This is a genomic window from Leptospira broomii serovar Hurstbridge str. 5399, from assembly GCF_000243715.2.
Taxonomy (GTDB): domain Bacteria; phylum Spirochaetota; class Leptospiria; order Leptospirales; family Leptospiraceae; genus Leptospira_B; species Leptospira_B broomii.
Genome location: NZ_AHMO02000008.1, coordinates 1 through 17927, shown reverse-complemented (window position 1 = coordinate 17927; position 17927 = coordinate 1). Strand labels below are relative to the sequence as shown.

At 43.2% G+C, this 17927-nt stretch carries 11 protein-coding genes and 1 pseudogene; 4 read left to right on the top strand and 8 right to left on the bottom strand.

All coding sequences use genetic code 11. The features are described from left to right. Window positions 1–21 precede the first annotated feature (21 nt). Genes LEP1GSC050_RS05470 through LEP1GSC050_RS05455 form a run of 4 tightly spaced genes read right to left on the bottom strand, consistent with a single transcriptional unit; the run spans window position 22 to window position 5060 of the window. The gene (locus LEP1GSC050_RS05470) at window positions 22–2274 is read right to left on the bottom strand and encodes a YhjD/YihY/BrkB family envelope integrity protein (RefSeq protein WP_010570239.1); all 2253 of its coding nucleotides are present in this window, start codon (window positions 2272–2274) and stop codon (window positions 22–24) included. Beyond that, window positions 2271–3158: a class I SAM-dependent methyltransferase gene (locus tag LEP1GSC050_RS05465; protein WP_010570238.1), complete on the bottom strand. Its 888-nt coding sequence runs from the start codon at window positions 3156–3158 to the stop codon at window positions 2271–2273. Before LEP1GSC050_RS05465 ends, LEP1GSC050_RS05470 begins: the two co-directional genes overlap by 4 nt. Beyond that, on the bottom strand, window positions 3134–3769 hold the full coding sequence (locus LEP1GSC050_RS05460; RefSeq protein ID WP_040911170.1) for a class I SAM-dependent methyltransferase: 636 nt from the start codon (window positions 3767–3769) through the stop codon (window positions 3134–3136). Before LEP1GSC050_RS05460 ends, LEP1GSC050_RS05465 begins: the two co-directional genes overlap by 25 nt. Further along, window positions 3756–5060, bottom strand: a complete 1305-nt coding sequence (locus LEP1GSC050_RS05455; RefSeq protein WP_010570236.1) for an ATP-grasp domain-containing protein — start codon at window positions 5058–5060, stop codon at window positions 3756–3758. Before LEP1GSC050_RS05455 ends, LEP1GSC050_RS05460 begins: the two co-directional genes overlap by 14 nt. A 96-nt stretch (window positions 5061–5156) precedes the next feature. Between LEP1GSC050_RS05455 and LEP1GSC050_RS05450 the strand changes: the two genes are divergently transcribed. After that, the gene (locus LEP1GSC050_RS05450; protein WP_010570235.1) at window positions 5157–6020 is read left to right on the top strand and encodes a flagellar hook-basal body protein; all 864 of its coding nucleotides are present in this window, start codon (window positions 5157–5159) and stop codon (window positions 6018–6020) included. 239 nt (window positions 6021–6259) lie between these two features. Here LEP1GSC050_RS05450 and LEP1GSC050_RS05445 read toward each other — a convergent pair whose 3' ends face one another. The 3 genes and pseudogenes from LEP1GSC050_RS05445 to LEP1GSC050_RS05435 all read right to left on the bottom strand — a co-directional run bounded on the left by LEP1GSC050_RS05445 (window position 6260) and on the right by LEP1GSC050_RS05435 (window position 8800). Then, complete coding sequence (locus tag LEP1GSC050_RS05445; RefSeq protein WP_232225660.1) at window positions 6260–7315, bottom strand: transposase; 1056 nt, start codon at window positions 7313–7315, stop codon at window positions 6260–6262. A 163-nt stretch (window positions 7316–7478) separates the two neighbouring features. Continuing rightward, window positions 7479–7759: pseudogene (locus tag LEP1GSC050_RS21245) on the bottom strand (transposase); the annotation flags it as partial. A 384-nt stretch (window positions 7760–8143) separates the two neighbouring features. Then, entirely contained in the window at window positions 8144–8800 is a 657-nt protein-coding gene (locus LEP1GSC050_RS05435; protein ID WP_010570230.1) for a hypothetical protein, read from the bottom strand. A 143-nt stretch (window positions 8801–8943) separates the two neighbouring features. Between LEP1GSC050_RS05435 and LEP1GSC050_RS05430 the strand changes: the two genes are divergently transcribed. Beyond that, window positions 8944–9561 carry a tetratricopeptide repeat protein gene (locus LEP1GSC050_RS05430; RefSeq protein WP_010570229.1) on the top strand — a complete coding sequence of 206 codons (618 nt, stop codon included), beginning with the start codon at window positions 8944–8946 and terminating at the stop codon, window positions 9559–9561. 79 nt (window positions 9562–9640) lie between these two features. Here the strand turns inward: LEP1GSC050_RS05430 and LEP1GSC050_RS05425 are convergent, their stop codons facing one another. Then, the gene (locus LEP1GSC050_RS05425) at window positions 9641–11146 is read right to left on the bottom strand and encodes a membrane protein (RefSeq protein ID WP_020987273.1); all 1506 of its coding nucleotides are present in this window, start codon (window positions 11144–11146) and stop codon (window positions 9641–9643) included. A 461-nt stretch (window positions 11147–11607) separates the two neighbouring features. Here LEP1GSC050_RS05425 and LEP1GSC050_RS05420 point away from each other — a divergent pair, with 461 nt between their 5' ends. Together LEP1GSC050_RS05420 and LEP1GSC050_RS05410 are read left to right on the top strand one after the other, a co-directional pair. Then, complete coding sequence (locus LEP1GSC050_RS05420) at window positions 11608–16959, top strand: TIGR04388 family protein (RefSeq protein ID WP_010570226.1); 5352 nt, start codon at window positions 11608–11610, stop codon at window positions 16957–16959. Further along, window positions 16937–17365: a hypothetical protein gene (locus LEP1GSC050_RS05410; RefSeq protein WP_010570225.1), complete on the top strand. Its 429-nt coding sequence runs from the start codon at window positions 16937–16939 to the stop codon at window positions 17363–17365. The genes LEP1GSC050_RS05420 and LEP1GSC050_RS05410 overlap by 23 nt, the downstream gene beginning before the upstream one ends. The last annotated feature ends 562 nt before the right edge of the window (window positions 17366–17927 follow it).

The window sequence follows — 17927 nt, the reverse complement described above, 5'->3', positions numbered from 1 at the left end:
GCGACCAGCGAAATCCTTTAATTACCCGTCTATCAAGTCCCTAAACGTAACTGCATCCAAATCTTTTTGGAGATTTAATTCCGCCTTTTCCATTTTCTCCCGTATTTTATCCGGATAGATTCGTTGAGAGGGGTCCTCTTTTAAGAGCGGCTCGGGAATTTTTCGATAGAAGTCGCCGAGAGTTAAATCTAGCCCGGAAGCGACCGGTAGCCATGTCCCCTCCGATGTTTCGCTCAAGAGGCCGACTTCGGATAAATTTTTCGTTAATCTAGGAATCTCTTCGGAATTCAATCCGGACTGAATCGCCAAAGTTTCGGTCGAAGCCGAGAGTTTACTTTGCTTTTGAATCGAATAGGCGGCTTTTAATATCGCTAATAATTTTCTAAATTCGTCGCTAAAAGAGGTGTGACGTTCTTCGACTAACTGAAACGGAACCAAATATCGTTCCGGAAACTGGACGCAGGCGGTTATTTCGGCACCGTAGAGAACGATCATGGAGAGAGAATAAACTCCGATCAAAAATATAGGAATCGCCGCCAAGGCCTTGTAGACGATCATCGTCGTTTCCGAAAACGACGTAACATATACTTTAAAGCCGTAGAGAAAGAATAGGAAGATCAAGCTTGTAAATGCCGCCCCGATCGAAGACGCTCTGATAGGAACTTTCGTATTCGGAATTAAAGTGAATAGGGCCAGAAAAAACCACCAAATTGCTGTTAGCGGAAAAGCTAATCGCAGAATATTGTACGGGGAGAAAACGGAATCTCCGCCGCGGAGAACCGTAGTCATATACTGTACTTCTCTATACTCGGAAAGACTGATCTTTTCGTATTCTCCTATATTCAATAATCTAAAACGACCGTTTTCGCTTCTGTCGAATAAAACCGACGCGAATACTTTCCCGCGAACCGGAACATAGAAGGAATTCCAATGCTCTCCTCCGTCTATCGAAACTAATATATTTCCGAGAGAGTCAAGAAGGAAGATGTCCGTCGATTCTTGGTTTTCGACCGACCATACTTTTTGGAACGTATAACGCTTATGACTGAGATTTTTCCAACTTTGACCCGAATCGGTCGTCTTGTAAATGGATCCTCTTTCTCCGGCTACAATGAGTTCATCCTGGCGAATCCTATGAATGTCCTTCAAGCCCTGTCCTGCGATTTTATTTGCAGTCCAAGTGACTCCTCCGTCCTCGCTCTTCCAGACATTACCGTCCTCGTCCGCCAAATATCCTTCTCCAAACTCGGGAAAGTAAATTCGATTCGCTTGGATTTTTAGAGTATTGGGGAAGATGGGCTTGTAACTTCTTCCTTGATTGAAAAAATGAAGAACTTCACCGTTTCCGAATATAAAATAGAAATTCCCGTCGCTTACGAACTCGAAATCGGAAAATTGGGTATTCTCGAAATAAATCGCATTCCATACGGAACCTTCCAAGGGTCGGTTTAAAAAGAGCCCTTTTCGAGATATTGCATAAACTTTATCCTCGCGGACGAGCACCCGGATGAAATCTTCCTGTTTCAGTTCCGTTTTTTTACAAAAATCTAATCTAGTTCCGAAAGAATCGACACAACGAATATTTTCCAAATCGATATCGGCTTCCGAGATAACATAATCGTTCTTTAAATTCTTATCCAGCCGGAAAAGATTTCCGCTTTCTCCCGCGATCCAAATTTTACCGTCCGGTTCCTTGTCCATACTGAGATAGTGAGGGGGGCGGAAAAAATCAGTCATCTTCTCCACCAATCCTTGGCCGATTACGATTAAAAGAGGACCTATCGATAGGATAAAAAAGTAAAAGACGAATTTTTGTAAGAAGGAACGGTTAACGTCTATACGCCAAATTCCGTTAAAGGAATTTTCGAGGGACCGGAGCACTGCTGTCGCGGAGAATACCAAAATAACAAAGCCGATCGCGCCGATCTGTCTGGCCGCGTCTATCAAATCACCGATCGTTTCCAAATATGGATTGATATCTAAATTGATATTACTAGCGAGAAAAAACGCGTTAATGCGGTCAAATATCTCTTCTTTTCGATTTTCTAATCCCGAAGTGATAGTAAGCAAGGAAAGAGCTACGGTAAACATCGGGATCAGAGAAACGATAGTAGTGTAGGAAATTCCGGAAGCTTTCATAAGACAGTCGTCTTTGACGAAGCGATATGCGGAAGAAGCCAATACTCTGGCGGAGAAATTTAATTTTCTTAATATTCCCGAATCGGGTATATAATCGAATAATCTACTATATTTATGATTTGGGTGAGAACTCATAATTTTATCGCGTAATGCACCATTGAGGAAGTCAGTGGCAGCCCGCCTCGTTTAAGTTTGCTGCGAAAATGGTAAAACGATATCGTAATCCATTTCCGATAGTCTTTCCAAGACTTGAAACTCCCTCTCGATTTTAAAAGTTTTGCGTAAAGAGGGAAGTCCACGCCGAGGTAGGTAACTTGCCGCTCGAATCCTCGTTTGGCAAGAATTTTCCGGAGGTTAGATTCGGAATAATAATATACGTGACCGGGGAGGTAATAGTGATATTTCGGTCCTGCTTCCTTGGCTTGCCGACCCTCGAAATTTGCCGTTTGAAGGAGAAGCAATCCTCCGGGCTTTAAAATTTTTGCAAGTTTATCGAAGACAGCTTTCGGATTTTCCAGATGCTCGATTACTTCGATCAATGTGATTACGTCGAAAAATTTTTCGGGTAAATCCGCGTCTAAAAACTGCCCCTGCCAAATTTTAATTCCCCGCAGAGCGGCTTGTTTTGCGGAATAAGGGGAGATCTCGACTCCGAACGGAACATAGCCCCTTTCTCTCGCACAATTCAGAAATCCTCCAAAGGAGCATCCTATATCTAGAAAGTTTCCTTCCGATCGGAATTTTGCGATATTCGTAAGTCGAGCGAACCAAACATATCGATCGAATTTTTCTGTTATACGTTCGTCTCTATACGTAAACCCTTGGTTCCCGGTATAGTAATCCTCATTATACAGTTCTTCCGGGAGAGGGCGGGGGAATTGGGCTTGTAAGCCGCAGGTTTTACAAATGCGGATCGGTAATTTGAAATCCGAATATTCCGAAGTGTAAAGGTATTCCCAGCAACACGTTTCGTCTAATGGACATTCTTCGTAAATTACTTCCGAGCGAGAAAGATCCAATGGCAAATCCTCTCATCCAGTTTTCCTAATGGAGTCCGTTCAGTATAACCGAGTTCGAAAGAAGAAAAACCCGATCCTAAATCCCTAATTTCAGACTCGGAATAGAACCAGGTGGACCCTCCCTGTAAATCGGGAGTTCCTATTCTTCCGTCCTTAGCTTGCAAGTGAGTGTCTCCTAAAGCTCTAATAGACGCCGCAAGATAAGCCCCGGATTTCATAATTCTCTTTAGGTCGTTTAACATTGCTTTAGCCATATCAGGGCGGTTATAATGCAGTACGCCCCAACTTACGATTAGATCAAATTGCTCGTTTTTAAAGGGGTACGGTGGACGGTCCAAGAGAAACGTTTTTGCCCAGGGGTAGGATTCTCGTATCGACGAAATGGAATTTTCACTATAATCCGCCGCACTGACTTCGTATCCGTATTCGTTTAATAAAATACAATGCCGTCCGGATCCGGCACCGAAGTCGAGAGCTTGACGAGATGCTATCGAGGTCGGAATCCTAGAAAGAATTCGAACTAGATTCTCGTCCGGATAATTTAACTTAGATTTGGATCGAGTATAATGAGTTTCCCAGGCTTGCTTAGAGGGATGATCAGCGGACATCATATTCAGCCTTAAATCTAGTCTTAATGCTTTCGTTCCAAACTTCTTCAGGTTGAGAGGAATCGGTTTTGATTCCGAGAACTAGAGGGCGGACTTCGTTGCCTACGGAAGTATCTAGTTTTGTTCCGACTTCGTGGAGAGTTCTTTCAAACAGGACTTTCTCCCGAGACTTTACTCGAAATTCTGGCACCTGCTTTAAGATCGAAATTCCCCGCGGAGGAATTTCAAAGCGGATCTGCGCTTTTTTGTTCGGACTCGATTGTAGCGTGGAAGGAGGAAGTTCGAACGGTTCACCAATTAATAATTTTATAAAATTCGAAAAATAATCATATTGCATATAGCCTGGGACAAGAACGTCGGCTAGATATTCTCCTCCTACCTCGGGTGCGGCTTCGATTAACACCGGCTCTCCGTCGGCGTTTAGTTTGAATTCGGCAACAAAGGGACAATTTTTCAATCCTGTTGCCTTGACGATGGAGCGACAGAGCATAATGATTTCCCCCGTTATCTCGGATTTAGGAAAGGGAAGTCTATGAGCCGCTTCTAAGAAAGGGGGAAATTCGGACGTCTCTTTAAGAGTCAGACTTACCAAATGAAATTCATCGGAGGAGACAAGACCTAATACCGTGCATTCCAAACCCGGAATGAATTCCTCTAAGATCCATTTTTCTTCCGGCGGATTTTTAATTGCTGTGCTTTTTTTCGATTTTGCGGAGCCTTTTTTTGCGGGAGGATTAATCGCCGAAAGAAAGTGGGAAACGACCGCGTCGGAAGTTAGAAGACGGATTCCATGTTTTCCGCTGCCTTGACTCGGTTTTGCGATCCAAGGATAGGGGATCGATTTCTCTTTGGCTCGCAATTCGGAAAAAGGAATGTCCCTCGGCACTCGAATTCCTTTTTCACTTGCAATGGATTTTAAAAGATGTTTATCGGAAAAAAGTAAAACAGAATCGGTGCTGGCATACCGTAACTTTAGTTTTTCTGCAAGATAGGCCGTAGTGTAAGTCGCCTTCCCGTAAGAACGGGTGCCTACACCTAGTATGGGAATCGGGAGAGGATTTTCCGAAACAGCCCGGTGAATTCGACGATATTCATGAACCGATTCGATAATTCTAAGATTAGAAAAGGAGAATCCGGGAGCTTTATCGTTCCGGTCTACTGAAATCACATCCAGACCTAGACTCTTGCAGGCTTGAATCAAGGGTAACTGGTTTTTGCCCGCCCCGACTGAAAGAAAGTACCCTTTCTTCTTCATTTCCCGGATAGATATCCCCGCCTCGCGAAGGGATGTCAAAGGTTTTTTCCTAATGGGACAAAATCTCCCTTCTGGAAATCTAAAAAATCCCGATCTTAATAATGGAGCTGCATCTGCTTTTTGGGAGGACACCTCATGCTAAGAGGACTTTATACGGGATCGAATGGAATGACGATCCAACAAACTCGCATGGACGTTATTTCAAATAACTTGGCGAACGTGGATAAAACGGCATATAAAAGAGACACCACTGTATTTAAAACCTTTCCCGAGTTATTATTGCATAGATACAATGAAGACGGAGTCGGAAAAGTTCCGATGGGATCTTTTGATACGGCTCCGGTTATCGGCAAGCTGGGATTAGGCGGGGAAGTAAACGAAGTTTATACTCGTTTCGAGCAGGGCGCCGTAAAAAAGACGGATAATCCTTTCGATATGATGCTTCAGGATCGACCGGGATCGGAGCACCCTGCGTTTTTTAGCGTATTGACCAATCGAGGAGAAAGACTTTCGCGATCCGGAGCCTTCGTTTTGGATACGAACGGGTATTTGGTTACGCCTCAAGGATTTCCACTAATGGGAGAAAACGGTCCGATCAAAGTGGCAAGAGGCAATTTTCTAATTCGAGAAAACGGAGAAGTTTGGATCAACGGAGAAATCGGAAACGATCCTAGGAATTCCACATCTATCGACAAGAATCGGTTCGAAACTCCCGTGCTACTCGACCGTATCAAAATTCGCACAGTTGAAAATCCGAGACACCTTGATAAGGAAGGTGATTCATTCTATGCGGATACGCCGGAATCTGGAGAGCCGCAACCTTTCGCTTTGAACGAAGAACCGAATCTATTACAGGGTTTTTTAGAAGCGTCTAACGTAAGCGTGGTAACCGAAATGGTGGAAATGATCGAAGTCAATCGCTCCTATGAAGCGAATCAGAAGACCGTACAAACTCAGGATCAAATGTTAGGTCGTTTATTAAACGACGTATTGAGATAGGCATTTCTTGTTGACAATCCGCACTTGCGTGGGTACAATTGCTTTCAGCTTAGGTAAAGCAAATGGAGCCTGCGAAGCAGGTTTCGCGTCCCGCCTCCATTTGCTTAGTTCGGCAGGTCGGTTTTTATCTTCGATTGCCGTGGGTATTTCTTCGACCTCGACTCCGATCCTCTCCCTCCAGTTCTGCACGATCGCATCCAACCCGAACACCTTTAGATTTCTGAAGAAACAAAACTCATTCAAGTAGAGCTGTGAATATTCGGGCGAAGATAGCCGTAGGAAGAGAATGCTTGCTTGATTACCCTGTGATTTCCCTCCGCGTATTGTATGTGAACTCCTTCCTTTGTTACCCATCTATTCCTAGCCCAGCGATATCTCTTGTCTTTTGAGTGAGCTGAGTGGTTTACCATCTTATGGTTTTTATATTGGGCGTTTAACCAGGGATACCCTGAATCAGTGTGTATAGGAGATTTTAGAGGTATGTTTTTCTTTATTATCGGCCCGAGTGTATTCATCTTCTGATCCGGGACAGAATCTAATATTAACGCGCCGTTACTGGTCGCAATTGTATGTACAAGGGTTCCAATTTGCTTTCCGCCCAGTTTATCGCTCATATAGATAGAAGCCGTAGAACCCCCGTGTTTATGCCTTTTACGGCCCTTATTTGCCCTCTGAGAGGCAGAATATAGTACTAGTGTATCCGCGTTGGTTAGAGTGGTATTATTCTTCTCTGAGACCGCTTTCTTTGCTTTGGGTCCTTGGCTTTTTCGCACAGGTTTTTCGGCTATTAACCGAGCGGTATTTTCCGGGTTAGAGAAGTCTTGGTTTTCCTTTTGAAGCTTAGAATATACGAGATCCCGGACGTTATCCTTCTGCTCGCTTGCGAAGAGTTGGATTCTCCGTTTTAGAAGAAGTGCGGTTTTGTAGGAGATCCCCGTTTTCTTTTGTATAGCGGTTGCAGTCAGAACTTTCGGGCTTTGTAGATAGGATTCTTCCAACACGTATCCGAATACCCATAAAGGTAGTTTAAAATGGTGAAGGGGAGTATAGGAAAGCCGTGAGGTCATGTAGTGGCATTCTTCGCAACGAATGAGGTAATCTCTCGTCTTGATTTTCTTCGTTAATTGGTTCTTACAGTCCGGGCAGAACTTAGGATAGAAGGTATCTAAAAAGAATTCCGTTATATTATGATAGTATTCGGTTTTAACCGGAAGAACGTTCTCTTTTAGAGCATCTTGATTTCTTAATTTGTATGGATTGTATTGGGGAAATAGATAGGCATTTCTTGTTGACAATCCGCACTTGCGTGGGTACAATCGCTTTCAGCTTAGGTAAAGCAAATGGAGCCTGCGAAGCAGGTTTCGCGTCCCGCCTCCATTTGCTTAGTTCGGCAGGTCGGTTTTTATCTTCGATTGCCGTGGGTATTTCTTCGACCTCGACTCCGATCCTCTCCCTCCAGTTCTGCACGATCGCATCCAACCCGAACACCTTTAGATTTCTGAAGAAACAAAACTCATTCAAGTAGAGCTGTGAATATTCGGGCGAAGATAGCCGTAGGAAGAGAATGCTTGCTTGATTACCCTGTGATTTCCCTCCGCGTATTGTATGTGAACTCCTTCCTTTGTTACCCATCTATTCCTAGCCCAGCGATATCTCTTGTCTTTTGAGTGAGCTGAGTGGTTTACCATCTTATGGTTTTTGTATTGGGCGTTTAACCAGGGATACCCGGAGTGTGTATAGGAGATTTTAGAGGTATGTTTTTTTGATGAGTGGAATACGTTCGGGTTATAGCGTTAGACGCGAGTTTTCTTCCAAACCCGCAGATTTGGAGTTTGCAGTATCGAAGAATCGAAGCATTTCAATCGAATAGCCTCTGTTAGTAACGGCTCTTTCTGCCAGTAAATGTTTTTCTTATACGGTTCTTCGGGACCCCGGAATCCTGTCCGGATTTAGCTTCGAGGCTCGACTTGTTCAAATTTTTCTGCAGAAAAGAGAAAGACGCCGATTGAATTCCTTCACTTTTAAATTTTAAACTGTTCTCCGCAAGTTTTTTTACCGGGATCCCGACAAAGGGAACGTTCAAGTTTTCCATCGAGAATATAGATAAATACCGTTTTAACTCTCTAAAGAAAAAGATATAAAAGAAAGAATAGTAAGAGTAAAGGGGACAGAGTTTGTGCGACGGCCCGTCCGATCGGTTGATCGTACTGTTTTTGAAATCCTAGGATAAAATAGACGAAACTGGAAATGTATCCCACACAGATGGCAAGAGCTTGGAATATCGTGAGCAAGTTCATCAAAAAACCGCCGAACGGTAAAAAGGATTTTAGAATTTCCAAGAATCCGCTTAGGGAAATTCCCGCCATAGTCAAATAAAATCCGTTGAACGTGAGTAAGGACAATGTAAGTTTATTAGGCGAGCTTTTAGTACCGTTAAGCGACAAGAGGGCTAAGTACCAAATTAGAGCGAATAAAACCGGCAGGAATAGCCAGAGCAAAAAGATAGAAATCAGATTTTGCGGAAAATGAGCCGCATAGTAGATCAGCGAACCGATTTTACCGCTTACGTATAAGTTATTTATGTAATTATTCCCTTGAGAATTTCTGAGATAAATTCCGATGATATGCGTTAATCCGATTAGGATAACCGAAATTAACGATAAAGACAGATATCGAAAAAAGGCTCGTCGCAGCGCCGATTCGGTTCGATCTTCGAGTTCTATCTTTTTTTGAAATAGAGGATAGAAATCTTCGAATACGGATTCCAATTTGTTTAGCATTTTTTGCGATTCCTGTTTTATTAGCCTAAACGGTTTCAGATCGGTCGGTCAAGAAATTAACAACGGAAAGGCGTGATTTTAATTTGACCGGAACGTTTGTTATACGAATTGATCGATTTATCCATTAGGCGGTTTTGAAATTCATGCACGAAATAAGAACGTTTTTCCTAAAGTTCGCAATTATAATTCTCGTATATTGTAATTCATTTTCTTGCGGTGGGTTAGGCGAAACGGAAAAGGAGAAACTTTATTTAGAGGCATATAAATATTACGAATTGAATAATAGAGCCGAGGCGGAGAGAACCTTCCGAAGAATTTATGAGAACGATCCTTCGTACCAGGACACAACTCTTTTTATCGGAAAAATTCATTACTTTAACAGGGACTTCAAGGCAGCCGAGAAATACTTTACGGAGGCGCGGGAACTTTTTCCCGAAAATTTAAGCCCTTTGCTTTGGTTGATAAAATGCCAATTCGCTCAGCAAAAGGACAAGGCCGCATTGAAAAATAACATTCAGAATTACTTAAAGCGGGATTCCGAAAACTTGGACGTACTCTACATTAAGGGCAGACTTTCCGAAGAAGCCGGGGATCTTCCGACGGCTATATTAGCCTATACTCAGTTAAAAGCTTCGTCGACAAAGGTGGCGTTGGCATATATTAGACTTTCCGATATTTATAAAGGAGATTCGTTCAAAACGAGGCGGGAGATCTATAGAAAAAAAATCGAGGCTCTCTCGCGTCCCGACGGCGATTTTTGATTCGAATCGATTTCGACAAAAGGGCACATCGTAGTTCGGAATCGGACTCGACGTTGATCGCTTACGAAAACCGTCCTCGTTAAGGATTCTTTCCTAAATACAATCCCCAGGTGGAAGACCAGCGCGAAGAGGTTTGCCCGATCAATTCATATTTATCCTTTTCGGGTGGGTTCCCTAAAATTATGAGCGGGTATTTTTCCAACATCGGGTATTCTTCCTGAATTCTCTCTATATTATAGAACATTCCTCGAATGAATAGGGAAACGATCGGATTCGCAGTTTCATTCTTTAGCTGGAGAAATCTGTACAATTTCAAAAATTCCGTTCGATCCGTGAACTCGTTCAAAAAAATTCCGTTCTTGGAAAAGTAAGCGATAGTTCCTATCTCACAATATAAACGTATATAGGTTTTGGCAGTTAGTTTCCGATCGATCTCATTTGCGAGCTTCTTATAGTTATTTTTGCTGGACCAATTGGTATGGATCGGCATTTCGGAAAAATCATTTGTCCTCGTTGCAATCCAGTTGAATCCGGCCAATTGAAGTGAAAATAAAAGCAATACGTAAACGTATTTTATTTTTTTACTCGGATTGTTCCCGAAAAAAAGGAAGGTCGGAGCAGTAATCAAGCAAAATAGGGAAGGAGCATAATACCAGTGATATGGAGGGACTCTTAATTTAGAGTACGCAAAGTAATGGATGGCACCGGAAGCACCGATAAGAATCGCGATTTTAAAAGTTTTATTAAACGGTTTTTTTAGGGAAAACAGAAACGGCGCTGAGAGAAGCAGGGGGGATAGGGAGAAGGCAAATTCGACCGGGAATTTTGCATAATATAACACCCATCCATTTCTAAAATTGAAGTCTCCCCATGATTTTTCTATTTTTTTGATGAAAAGCGTATCGGGAAAGAAAGAGCCCATATACTTCCAACTGAAATAAAGCCAGGGGGACACGATCGCGAAAGCTATGATCGGGGGCAGAAACCTCCCTTTGATTCCTCGGCGCATAATGCAAAACGGAAGCGCAAGTAAGACCGCATCCGGCCTGGTTAAATATAATAGTCCGATACAAATTCCCAAATTATAAACGGAATCCTTTAAGTAAAAGAGAATCGTAAGAAAAAAGATTAGAATCAGAAGCATACTCTCTAACCCCATTGTGGAGATGATCAAAGGGTTACATAAAAATATAAAACTGATGGAGAACGGGAATAGTTTGGATAAGCTTAATTTCTCCCCTATTTTGCAGGATACGATGAAGAATAGGAATTGGATTAAGATCGCGAGCACTAAAACTACGATTTCCGGATTTTCCACTAGGCGATTTATTGCCGCTAATAGGATTACGTTTAACGGAGAAGATGCAGAATTACCGGGTATACCATGATAGGCGCCCCACTCGAAATGCTCGGAAAGATTTCGTGCATATAGCAACGTTATATATGTATCATCAATGAATGCATTCCCAAATAACCGAATAAAAAAAACAATGAACGCAAAATAACCGAATATTGAGATTGTCCATATATTTAAATATTTTTGAATATTATCTTTGCTTTTGAAATTTTTCCATTTGTCGATCATATGAATCTCATTCCGTTTGCAATACTCCCGAGAAGAGGTTTGTTTTCAGTAAAATATTATGAGAGATTTAGCTAGGGAAGTATTGAGCTAATACATTTAGCAGAATTTTTGCTTATGAATGAGATCTGAAAATATTCCCTGCAAATTTCCAGACTTTTTATAATTAAAAGAATCTGTACTGCCTTCCCTATATGCTTGCTTAATGAAAAGTATAGAATGTATTCTTACGGTCTTCAGAATTATATCGCAAACTTTACATTAAAAACAAATCGGCTCATTCAAGGTTTTATGTCAAAAAGAAGGCCAAAAAGTATTTGATTTTGATTTTGAAGAAAGGCACCTTTGGCGTAATTATCAATTTGAAAAATCTTTTTGCAAATTTCGACATTTTTCTGATATTTTCCTAAAAAAGCAGGTATTTTGTCGCTTATCAGTACTTACTAGAGTGGGGAAGTTCTTGTATGGTTTCCGGTAAATCCCTGAATTACTTTTATGCGATTGGCATTGCCACCCTGGGAATCTGCGTAATATCGGATCGAATTTACCCTCAACCGGTTACGCCTTCCCAATTGAACGCCCCGGCTTTTAATCCGAACAATCTGCAAACAATGTATTCTACTGCGGGTCAGTTACAGGACGAGGCTGCTTGGTCGAATTTTGTATTAAATAATCTGCAATATTATAAGACAAACTGGGAAAATACGGTAGACCAGGCGATTCTGTCTTATGTTTCCTCAGTTACTACTTCCGACGGTTTTACCACCGTTCAGGATTACCAAGATTACCTGTACAAAGCGCTTCAATCCCAGGAACAGACTTCCCTAAATACCTGGGTCGCTGCCGCGGATGTCCAGATCTATGCGGAGAGAGATGCTTTTTTACAATCCTTATTGGGCGCGAACTATCAAGTTACGGCGCAGGACCAGGCAAATTTTCAGAACCAACTCAATCAAACTTTAAACTCAAAGACAACCACACCGACGCAAGCGAGTCAGGTGATGGGCTATGTACAGAGCGAATGGCAGAAAACGTACGATACGAATTTACAAGATGGGATCTCCCAGTACACAAAATCCTTACAGGACATGCAGAATAATTACCAAGCCCTGGTGAGCCGGTTGAATCAAACGGACGCGCAGTTTCAGGCAAATTTACAGCAGATTAATTCCTATAAGCAGCTAGTGGTCAACGGAATCCAGACCGAGGTGAATAGCGTCCAGTCGTATTTAAACTCAGAAGATCTATTTTGGAACCATGATCCGACGGACCCGACCAAGAAAACGACTCTAACCACGGATGGCCAGACTTTACAGACGTTCCTCAATCAAATTCAAACCGATATCAATCAAAATCTGCCTCTGAGTACGATTGCAGGGGACCTGAGTAGTTTCTTGAAATCCGAACAACAGTTAGCGACGAATAACGTTACCTATTATACGAACTTGGAATATTCGACTACACCGATTCGGTATAACGTCGGAGGGCCGTTTTTGCTAGTAAACGATTATAATGCAGGAAATCCGGGAGGATATAATCTTACCAGTGTTGCCTATGAAATTAACGCGTACAACGATGGGGTCATATCTCAGGCTCAATTTGTGAGCTGGCTGAATGCAGCGAAGGCGAATGGCTTGGCTTTGATGGGACTGAACGGAGACATTCAAGTGAGTAGCATTGTAACAGCAGATAATTATGCTCTTTGGCATACGGGGCCTCAAAGTTTATACGATCGGGAAAGTTATTGTTGGGATGCTTGGGGTTTGAAAGCTGGTTGCGAAGCTGGAACGTATGGTGATCCTGTATATTCACAAATGAGTTCCGGCTTTACTACTTACGCGGACGACACCGTTGATAGCAATGGTAATCCAATAACGAATTATTATTATGCCGATCAAATCAGCGTAATTCTTTTTTATAATACTTACGATCCGAATGCTGCGATCAGCGCTAATAACTGGAATTCCTTAAAGACTCAGCTTACCGGATTCTCCGCAAATTTCACGAATACGATCCTTCCGGCTATCTCCAATTGGGAGATTCAAACCTCTCAGTACCAATCCCAATATGCGGCTTTCCAGGCACAGAAAGCGCAGGAATTAGCGACCGCACAGGCGAATTATCAATCCGGAGTCGCCAAACTCCAGTCCGACCAAGCCACTTGGATGATGCAAATGGAGGATTTACAGAAGCAAGCCGTCAGCCAATTCGCCCAGGCGAGCATCACCCTGTCCAAGTCGGAAGCGAATGGGGACAGCACAGGATTTAACTCTTCTCTGGCGAATTTATTCAATACGATTCCGGTCGTGGCTCCCAACACGAATGCAAGCAATGTGGCTCAGAATTTTAACGCACAAATTGCGAGCCTTGCTTCTCAAACGACTGCGAGCGCGCAAACGAATCTTCCGGATACGTCTAGCCTTCAAAGCATTTATAATAATATCAATCAGGGGCTTACCGCAACTCAGAACTTTTCCCTTTTAAGTGCGGTCAATAATTCTCTTTTGAATGCAAGGTCGGGTTTTATCCAGAACTTTGCCGATTCCTTATCTAAGCAAATGACGTTTACCGATAAGGGAGAAGGAGAACTACTCCAAGCATACGGAGATTCTACCGTAACGGGTAAAAACGGGATCGTCTATATCACGGATTCGAACGGGAACATTCGGACGGACTCTAAAGGAAATAATCTCACGCTTCAAAGTTTTATCGCGTCCACCTGTGGCGCGGATTTATCGAATGCAGCCTGTACCTCCTATACGACTCATGAGTATTCGGACGTGACCGTTCAGTCCAACGGTTCCGTACTTGTGACGAGAAATGTGCATACCGGTAATGCAACGTATTCGGGTAAAGGAGATGCCACCGATGCGAATAATTATACTTACGATACCAAGGCGGAAACGTTTACGATTCAAGCCCCTGGGATGATCGCCTTTGGAGCGACTTCTACGAAAGTTTCTCCTCCGGCTGCAAATAACTCGGATCAAACCGTTACCGATGGTCACACCGGAGTTCCCCGGCAAAATTCGCTACTTGCTGCGTCCTTGAACGGGAGCGGCACATTACAACCTGTAGTGAATCTGTTTGATTCCAACGCAGTGAATCAGTTCGCAAAAACCGCATTAACAAATCTGAATCATTTCGAAAGCCAAGATAATTTGAATAATCTTGTGAACGGAATGATGGAAGGTATGGCTGCGGTAAATAAAAAAGATTCCGAGGAATTAACGGCCGCACAGCAAAATGCGCAGAGCAGAGCTTCTACCGTTTCTTTAATGGAGGATTTTGCCAAGAATGTTTTGCTTGGAGGAATGAGCACCAGCGGTTGGGTCAAAAGCCAATTACAGAGTATGGTCAATCAGGCTGAATCCCAGGTTTTGGCTTCGATGACCGGATTGTCTCCGGATGTGGCGAGTCAATTGCTGCAATGGTATAAAGGAAAGCAGGCTGCCAAAAAAGCGAAATCGCAGGCTCTACAAAAAGAATTCGTAATGGGTGCGACGATCATCGGTGGAATTGTAGCGACTCTATTTACGGGTCCAGTCGGGGCGGCGGCAACCGAAGGAGCGTTAGCAGCGGAAGCAGCCGGAACTGCGGCTGAAATCGGAGCGGAAACGTTGGCCGAGGGAGCTGCGACATCGGGGGCAGAAGCGGCCTCTTCCAGCATGTTTGAGACCGCCGGTAATGCGATCTCGAATTTTACGAGAAATGCAATGAGCAGTATCGGAAATTTTGCGAATAGCACGATGACGACGGTGAGTAATCTAGCGGACAGCTCCCTTTCGGATTTAGCGAGTAGCGCGTATAACTCGGCTTCGGAATTTGTATCTGACGTGGGTAGTTCGATTGCAAACGGTGCCAGGGGGATCGCGAATGGCGCTCGGGCCTTGGTCAGCGATTCTGCTACTACGACTGCAAGCGATGGGGCCCAAACTGCGGCAGGTACTGCAGAGTCGGGAGCCAATGCGAGTACGCAGATAATGAATAAAAGCCAAGTAGCATTAACCAAAGCGATCTTGCAAGGAGCGCAGGGTTACGAGAACGGAGGACTGAAGGGAGCACTGACCGGAGCGATCAGCGGAGTGGGTAGCGCGTATATGAACCCCTACGGGTTGAATGTAAACGTATCGTATAGCGATGAGGGTGGATTCGGAGGCGGAGTGAGTGTGGGTCCATCGACCTTGAACGTGGGCGCCAATTTTTCAGAGCACGGCACTACTTCGTTTAACATAGGCACGAAAGCTGGTAATTTAAAGTATGATCCGGCAAGCGGGTTCAGTGGCAGCATCAACATGACGGGAGGAAATCCGAACGGAGTGATGGTGAATGTGGGGCAACACCAGGGTCCGAGCTTGACATATCAGAGAACGGAAGAGGAGACTCAACTGGGAGGTTCGGTGACGATCTCGGGGAATGGGGATACGACAATCAGTGCGACGGATTATAATGCGACAGCGGTGTCGGTGACCGGGAATCTGAATGATCCTGGTAGTTTCGGTAATGCTACGTTTAACAATAACTTTTATGCGGATGTGAACCAAAACCAGGCGATGGCTGGGGGAGATCAGTATATTCCTGAGACGAGGCAGACGGAGCGGACGAGCGGTACTTCGAATGAGAGACCAGTAGGTGACCCCGCTCAAGATCAGAGGAACGATTCGCAACGAAGGATTGTGGATAATGTTGCGGCTGCTGGGTATAAGAATGAAGAAGAAAATACGCAGGCAAATACAGATAGCAGTGCCTCAATCTCACAAGATCCTGCTGGAAATCCAACGGAATCCCCTCAAGTATTAAGGATGTTTACAACTCCGATTAAAGGTGGTGGAATGGCGACTTCAAATGAAACGTCATTTTCATCGGGAGGATCGCTTGACGGAGCAGGTGAGAAGTTACCGCAATTGACTGAACCCACAAGCTTTTGGTCAAGCCTAGGCGAAAGAACAAGCAATTTATTTACGGATGGTAGCTTCTCGACAGACACGCAGTTATATAATAATGAGCGAAACAATCACGGAATTTTAGAATCAATTCGATTTAAGCAGGAAAACGGATATGCATTGAGCCACGATGAACAGTCCATTTCAGATGGCCTAAGTCAGGCGAGAGTCCGCATAGCTGCGTTAAACACAAAGGCAGCAGAACGTCCATTGACGCTAAAGGAAACGGAAGAGCTTCGAAATTTGAAACGGCTACCGTTGGATATAGAATATCAAAATAGTAAAAATTTATATGACAGTTGGAAGGCTGCTGGCATTCCGGAAAGACCTTTAACTCCTTACGAAAAGATATTCTTAAAAGATCAATTTCCAAATCTAAATTTAGATACTATTACACTAAATAATGATAGGGCCGGGTTCATGAGGAACATTTTAATGAAGTTTAATAGTTCCGGTGCAATGGCGGGCTACAATACTATCTATAAATTGTCGACAGTAAAAACGATTATTGACCCGACTGTAAACCCTGGCGGATTCAATCCGTTTAACCACGAACCTCTAGCTAGTCAGCGAGATCTTGCATTTTTGTCTCATGAAGTTACGCATATTGCTCAGCATAGAAGCGGATTAGTACCTTATTTAAGTTTTTTAATAAGGTATACCTCGGAGAGGGTCGGGTTTAGTAAAGAAAGAAATTATGGAACTGATCCGTTTAACGATGTCCAAAATTCTCAAGCAGGCAATGAAAGTGATATGTTTTATAACGGAAATTATACCACCTACGATAACCGCGCCGATATGAATCAAAGGATCGCGTGGTATAGGTATAACTATTTATATGGCTTGAAAAATGAATATAGAGAAGGTTATTAAAACGGCGAAGTTAAGATGTTATTTGAAAGCAATCTTGCTATTTATTTTTCTATTTTACTTCGTACTGTGTGGGATTAGAGATCCTAATTATAAACCGTTTGGTTTGGAGGTTTTGCATGATGAAAGGGGAGAGCTTATTTTTATAGTTCAAAAAAAAGGTAAAATCATGCTAACTCGGATGGGTGTCTTTGATATGGACGCTGAGAATCATACACAGGAAATGTGGACTGTGTATTCAAACTCCTTAGAATGGAAAACTCGGTTTAAATACGGAGAGAAAGAAATATCTGCAACTTCTTCGGAAGGAAATCATGCTCGAAAGTTAATTAAAGGTCATAAATACTACTTCTATGCTATCGGTAATTTGGTCAGGGGCGAAGAGGAAGAGATTGAATTTGTCTATTAATGATTTTGAAACTTCCGAAATTCGGGTTTTCATTACGGTCATTCTTTTCGAAATCCTAAAAGGGGATATAATTCTTGACACTACCCTTCGAACGCTAAATATCTCAGTCTAAATTTTCTGTCCTCCCCCGCGGCAACGATGTGTCGGGTGCGAAGCAGTCGCAGCGTTTGCGGGTAACGGTTAATATTAAAAGCAAAGAGCCGCTGAGACCGTAGCGAACGCGAAGCCCGGAGCAGCGTGACCCGGAACGAAGTGAAGGGGGCTGCCCAAAATGAAGAAAAAAGGCAAAAGCCAAGTGGCGCTAACAAGGGCAATCTTTCCACCTTCTCCTAAATGCGCGCTTAAGATTGGCAATATAGAATATCGGACGGAGGTCCTCCGAAATCGAAAAGAAAGCCTTGATCGGATTCATTTGAAATATTGGCGCGAATGTCCGCTTTGTAGTCAAATCGTGCATCACTATATCGAATAGAATCGAGTTGGAATTAGTAAGGACCAGGAAAAACTTCTTTGAGGAATCAAACAGAATGCGGATTTCGGTTTTGAAGATGAAAAACCGTTC

Excerpts from the sequence above, each read along its gene's own strand:
- LEP1GSC050_RS05420 (WP_010570226.1), top strand. The coding sequence starts at position 11,608 with ATGGTTTCCGGTAAATCCCTGAATTACTTTTATGCGATTGGCATTGCC.
- LEP1GSC050_RS05430 (WP_010570229.1), top strand. The coding sequence starts at position 8,944 with ATGCACGAAATAAGAACGTTTTTCCTAAAGTTCGCAATTATAATTCTC.
- LEP1GSC050_RS05410 (WP_010570225.1), top strand. The coding sequence starts at position 16,937 with ATGAATATAGAGAAGGTTATTAAAACGGCGAAGTTAAGATGTTATTTG.
- LEP1GSC050_RS05450 (WP_010570235.1), top strand. The coding sequence starts at position 5,157 with ATGCTAAGAGGACTTTATACGGGATCGAATGGAATGACGATCCAACAA.
- LEP1GSC050_RS05470 (WP_010570239.1), bottom strand. The coding sequence starts at position 2,274 with ATGAGTTCTCACCCAAATCATAAATATAGTAGATTATTCGATTATATA.
- LEP1GSC050_RS05425 (WP_020987273.1), bottom strand. The coding sequence starts at position 11,146 with ATGATCGACAAATGGAAAAATTTCAAAAGCAAAGATAATATTCAAAAA.
- LEP1GSC050_RS05435 (WP_010570230.1), bottom strand. The coding sequence starts at position 8,800 with ATGCTAAACAAATTGGAATCCGTATTCGAAGATTTCTATCCTCTATTT.
- LEP1GSC050_RS05460 (WP_040911170.1), bottom strand. The coding sequence starts at position 3,769 with ATGATGTCCGCTGATCATCCCTCTAAGCAAGCCTGGGAAACTCATTAT.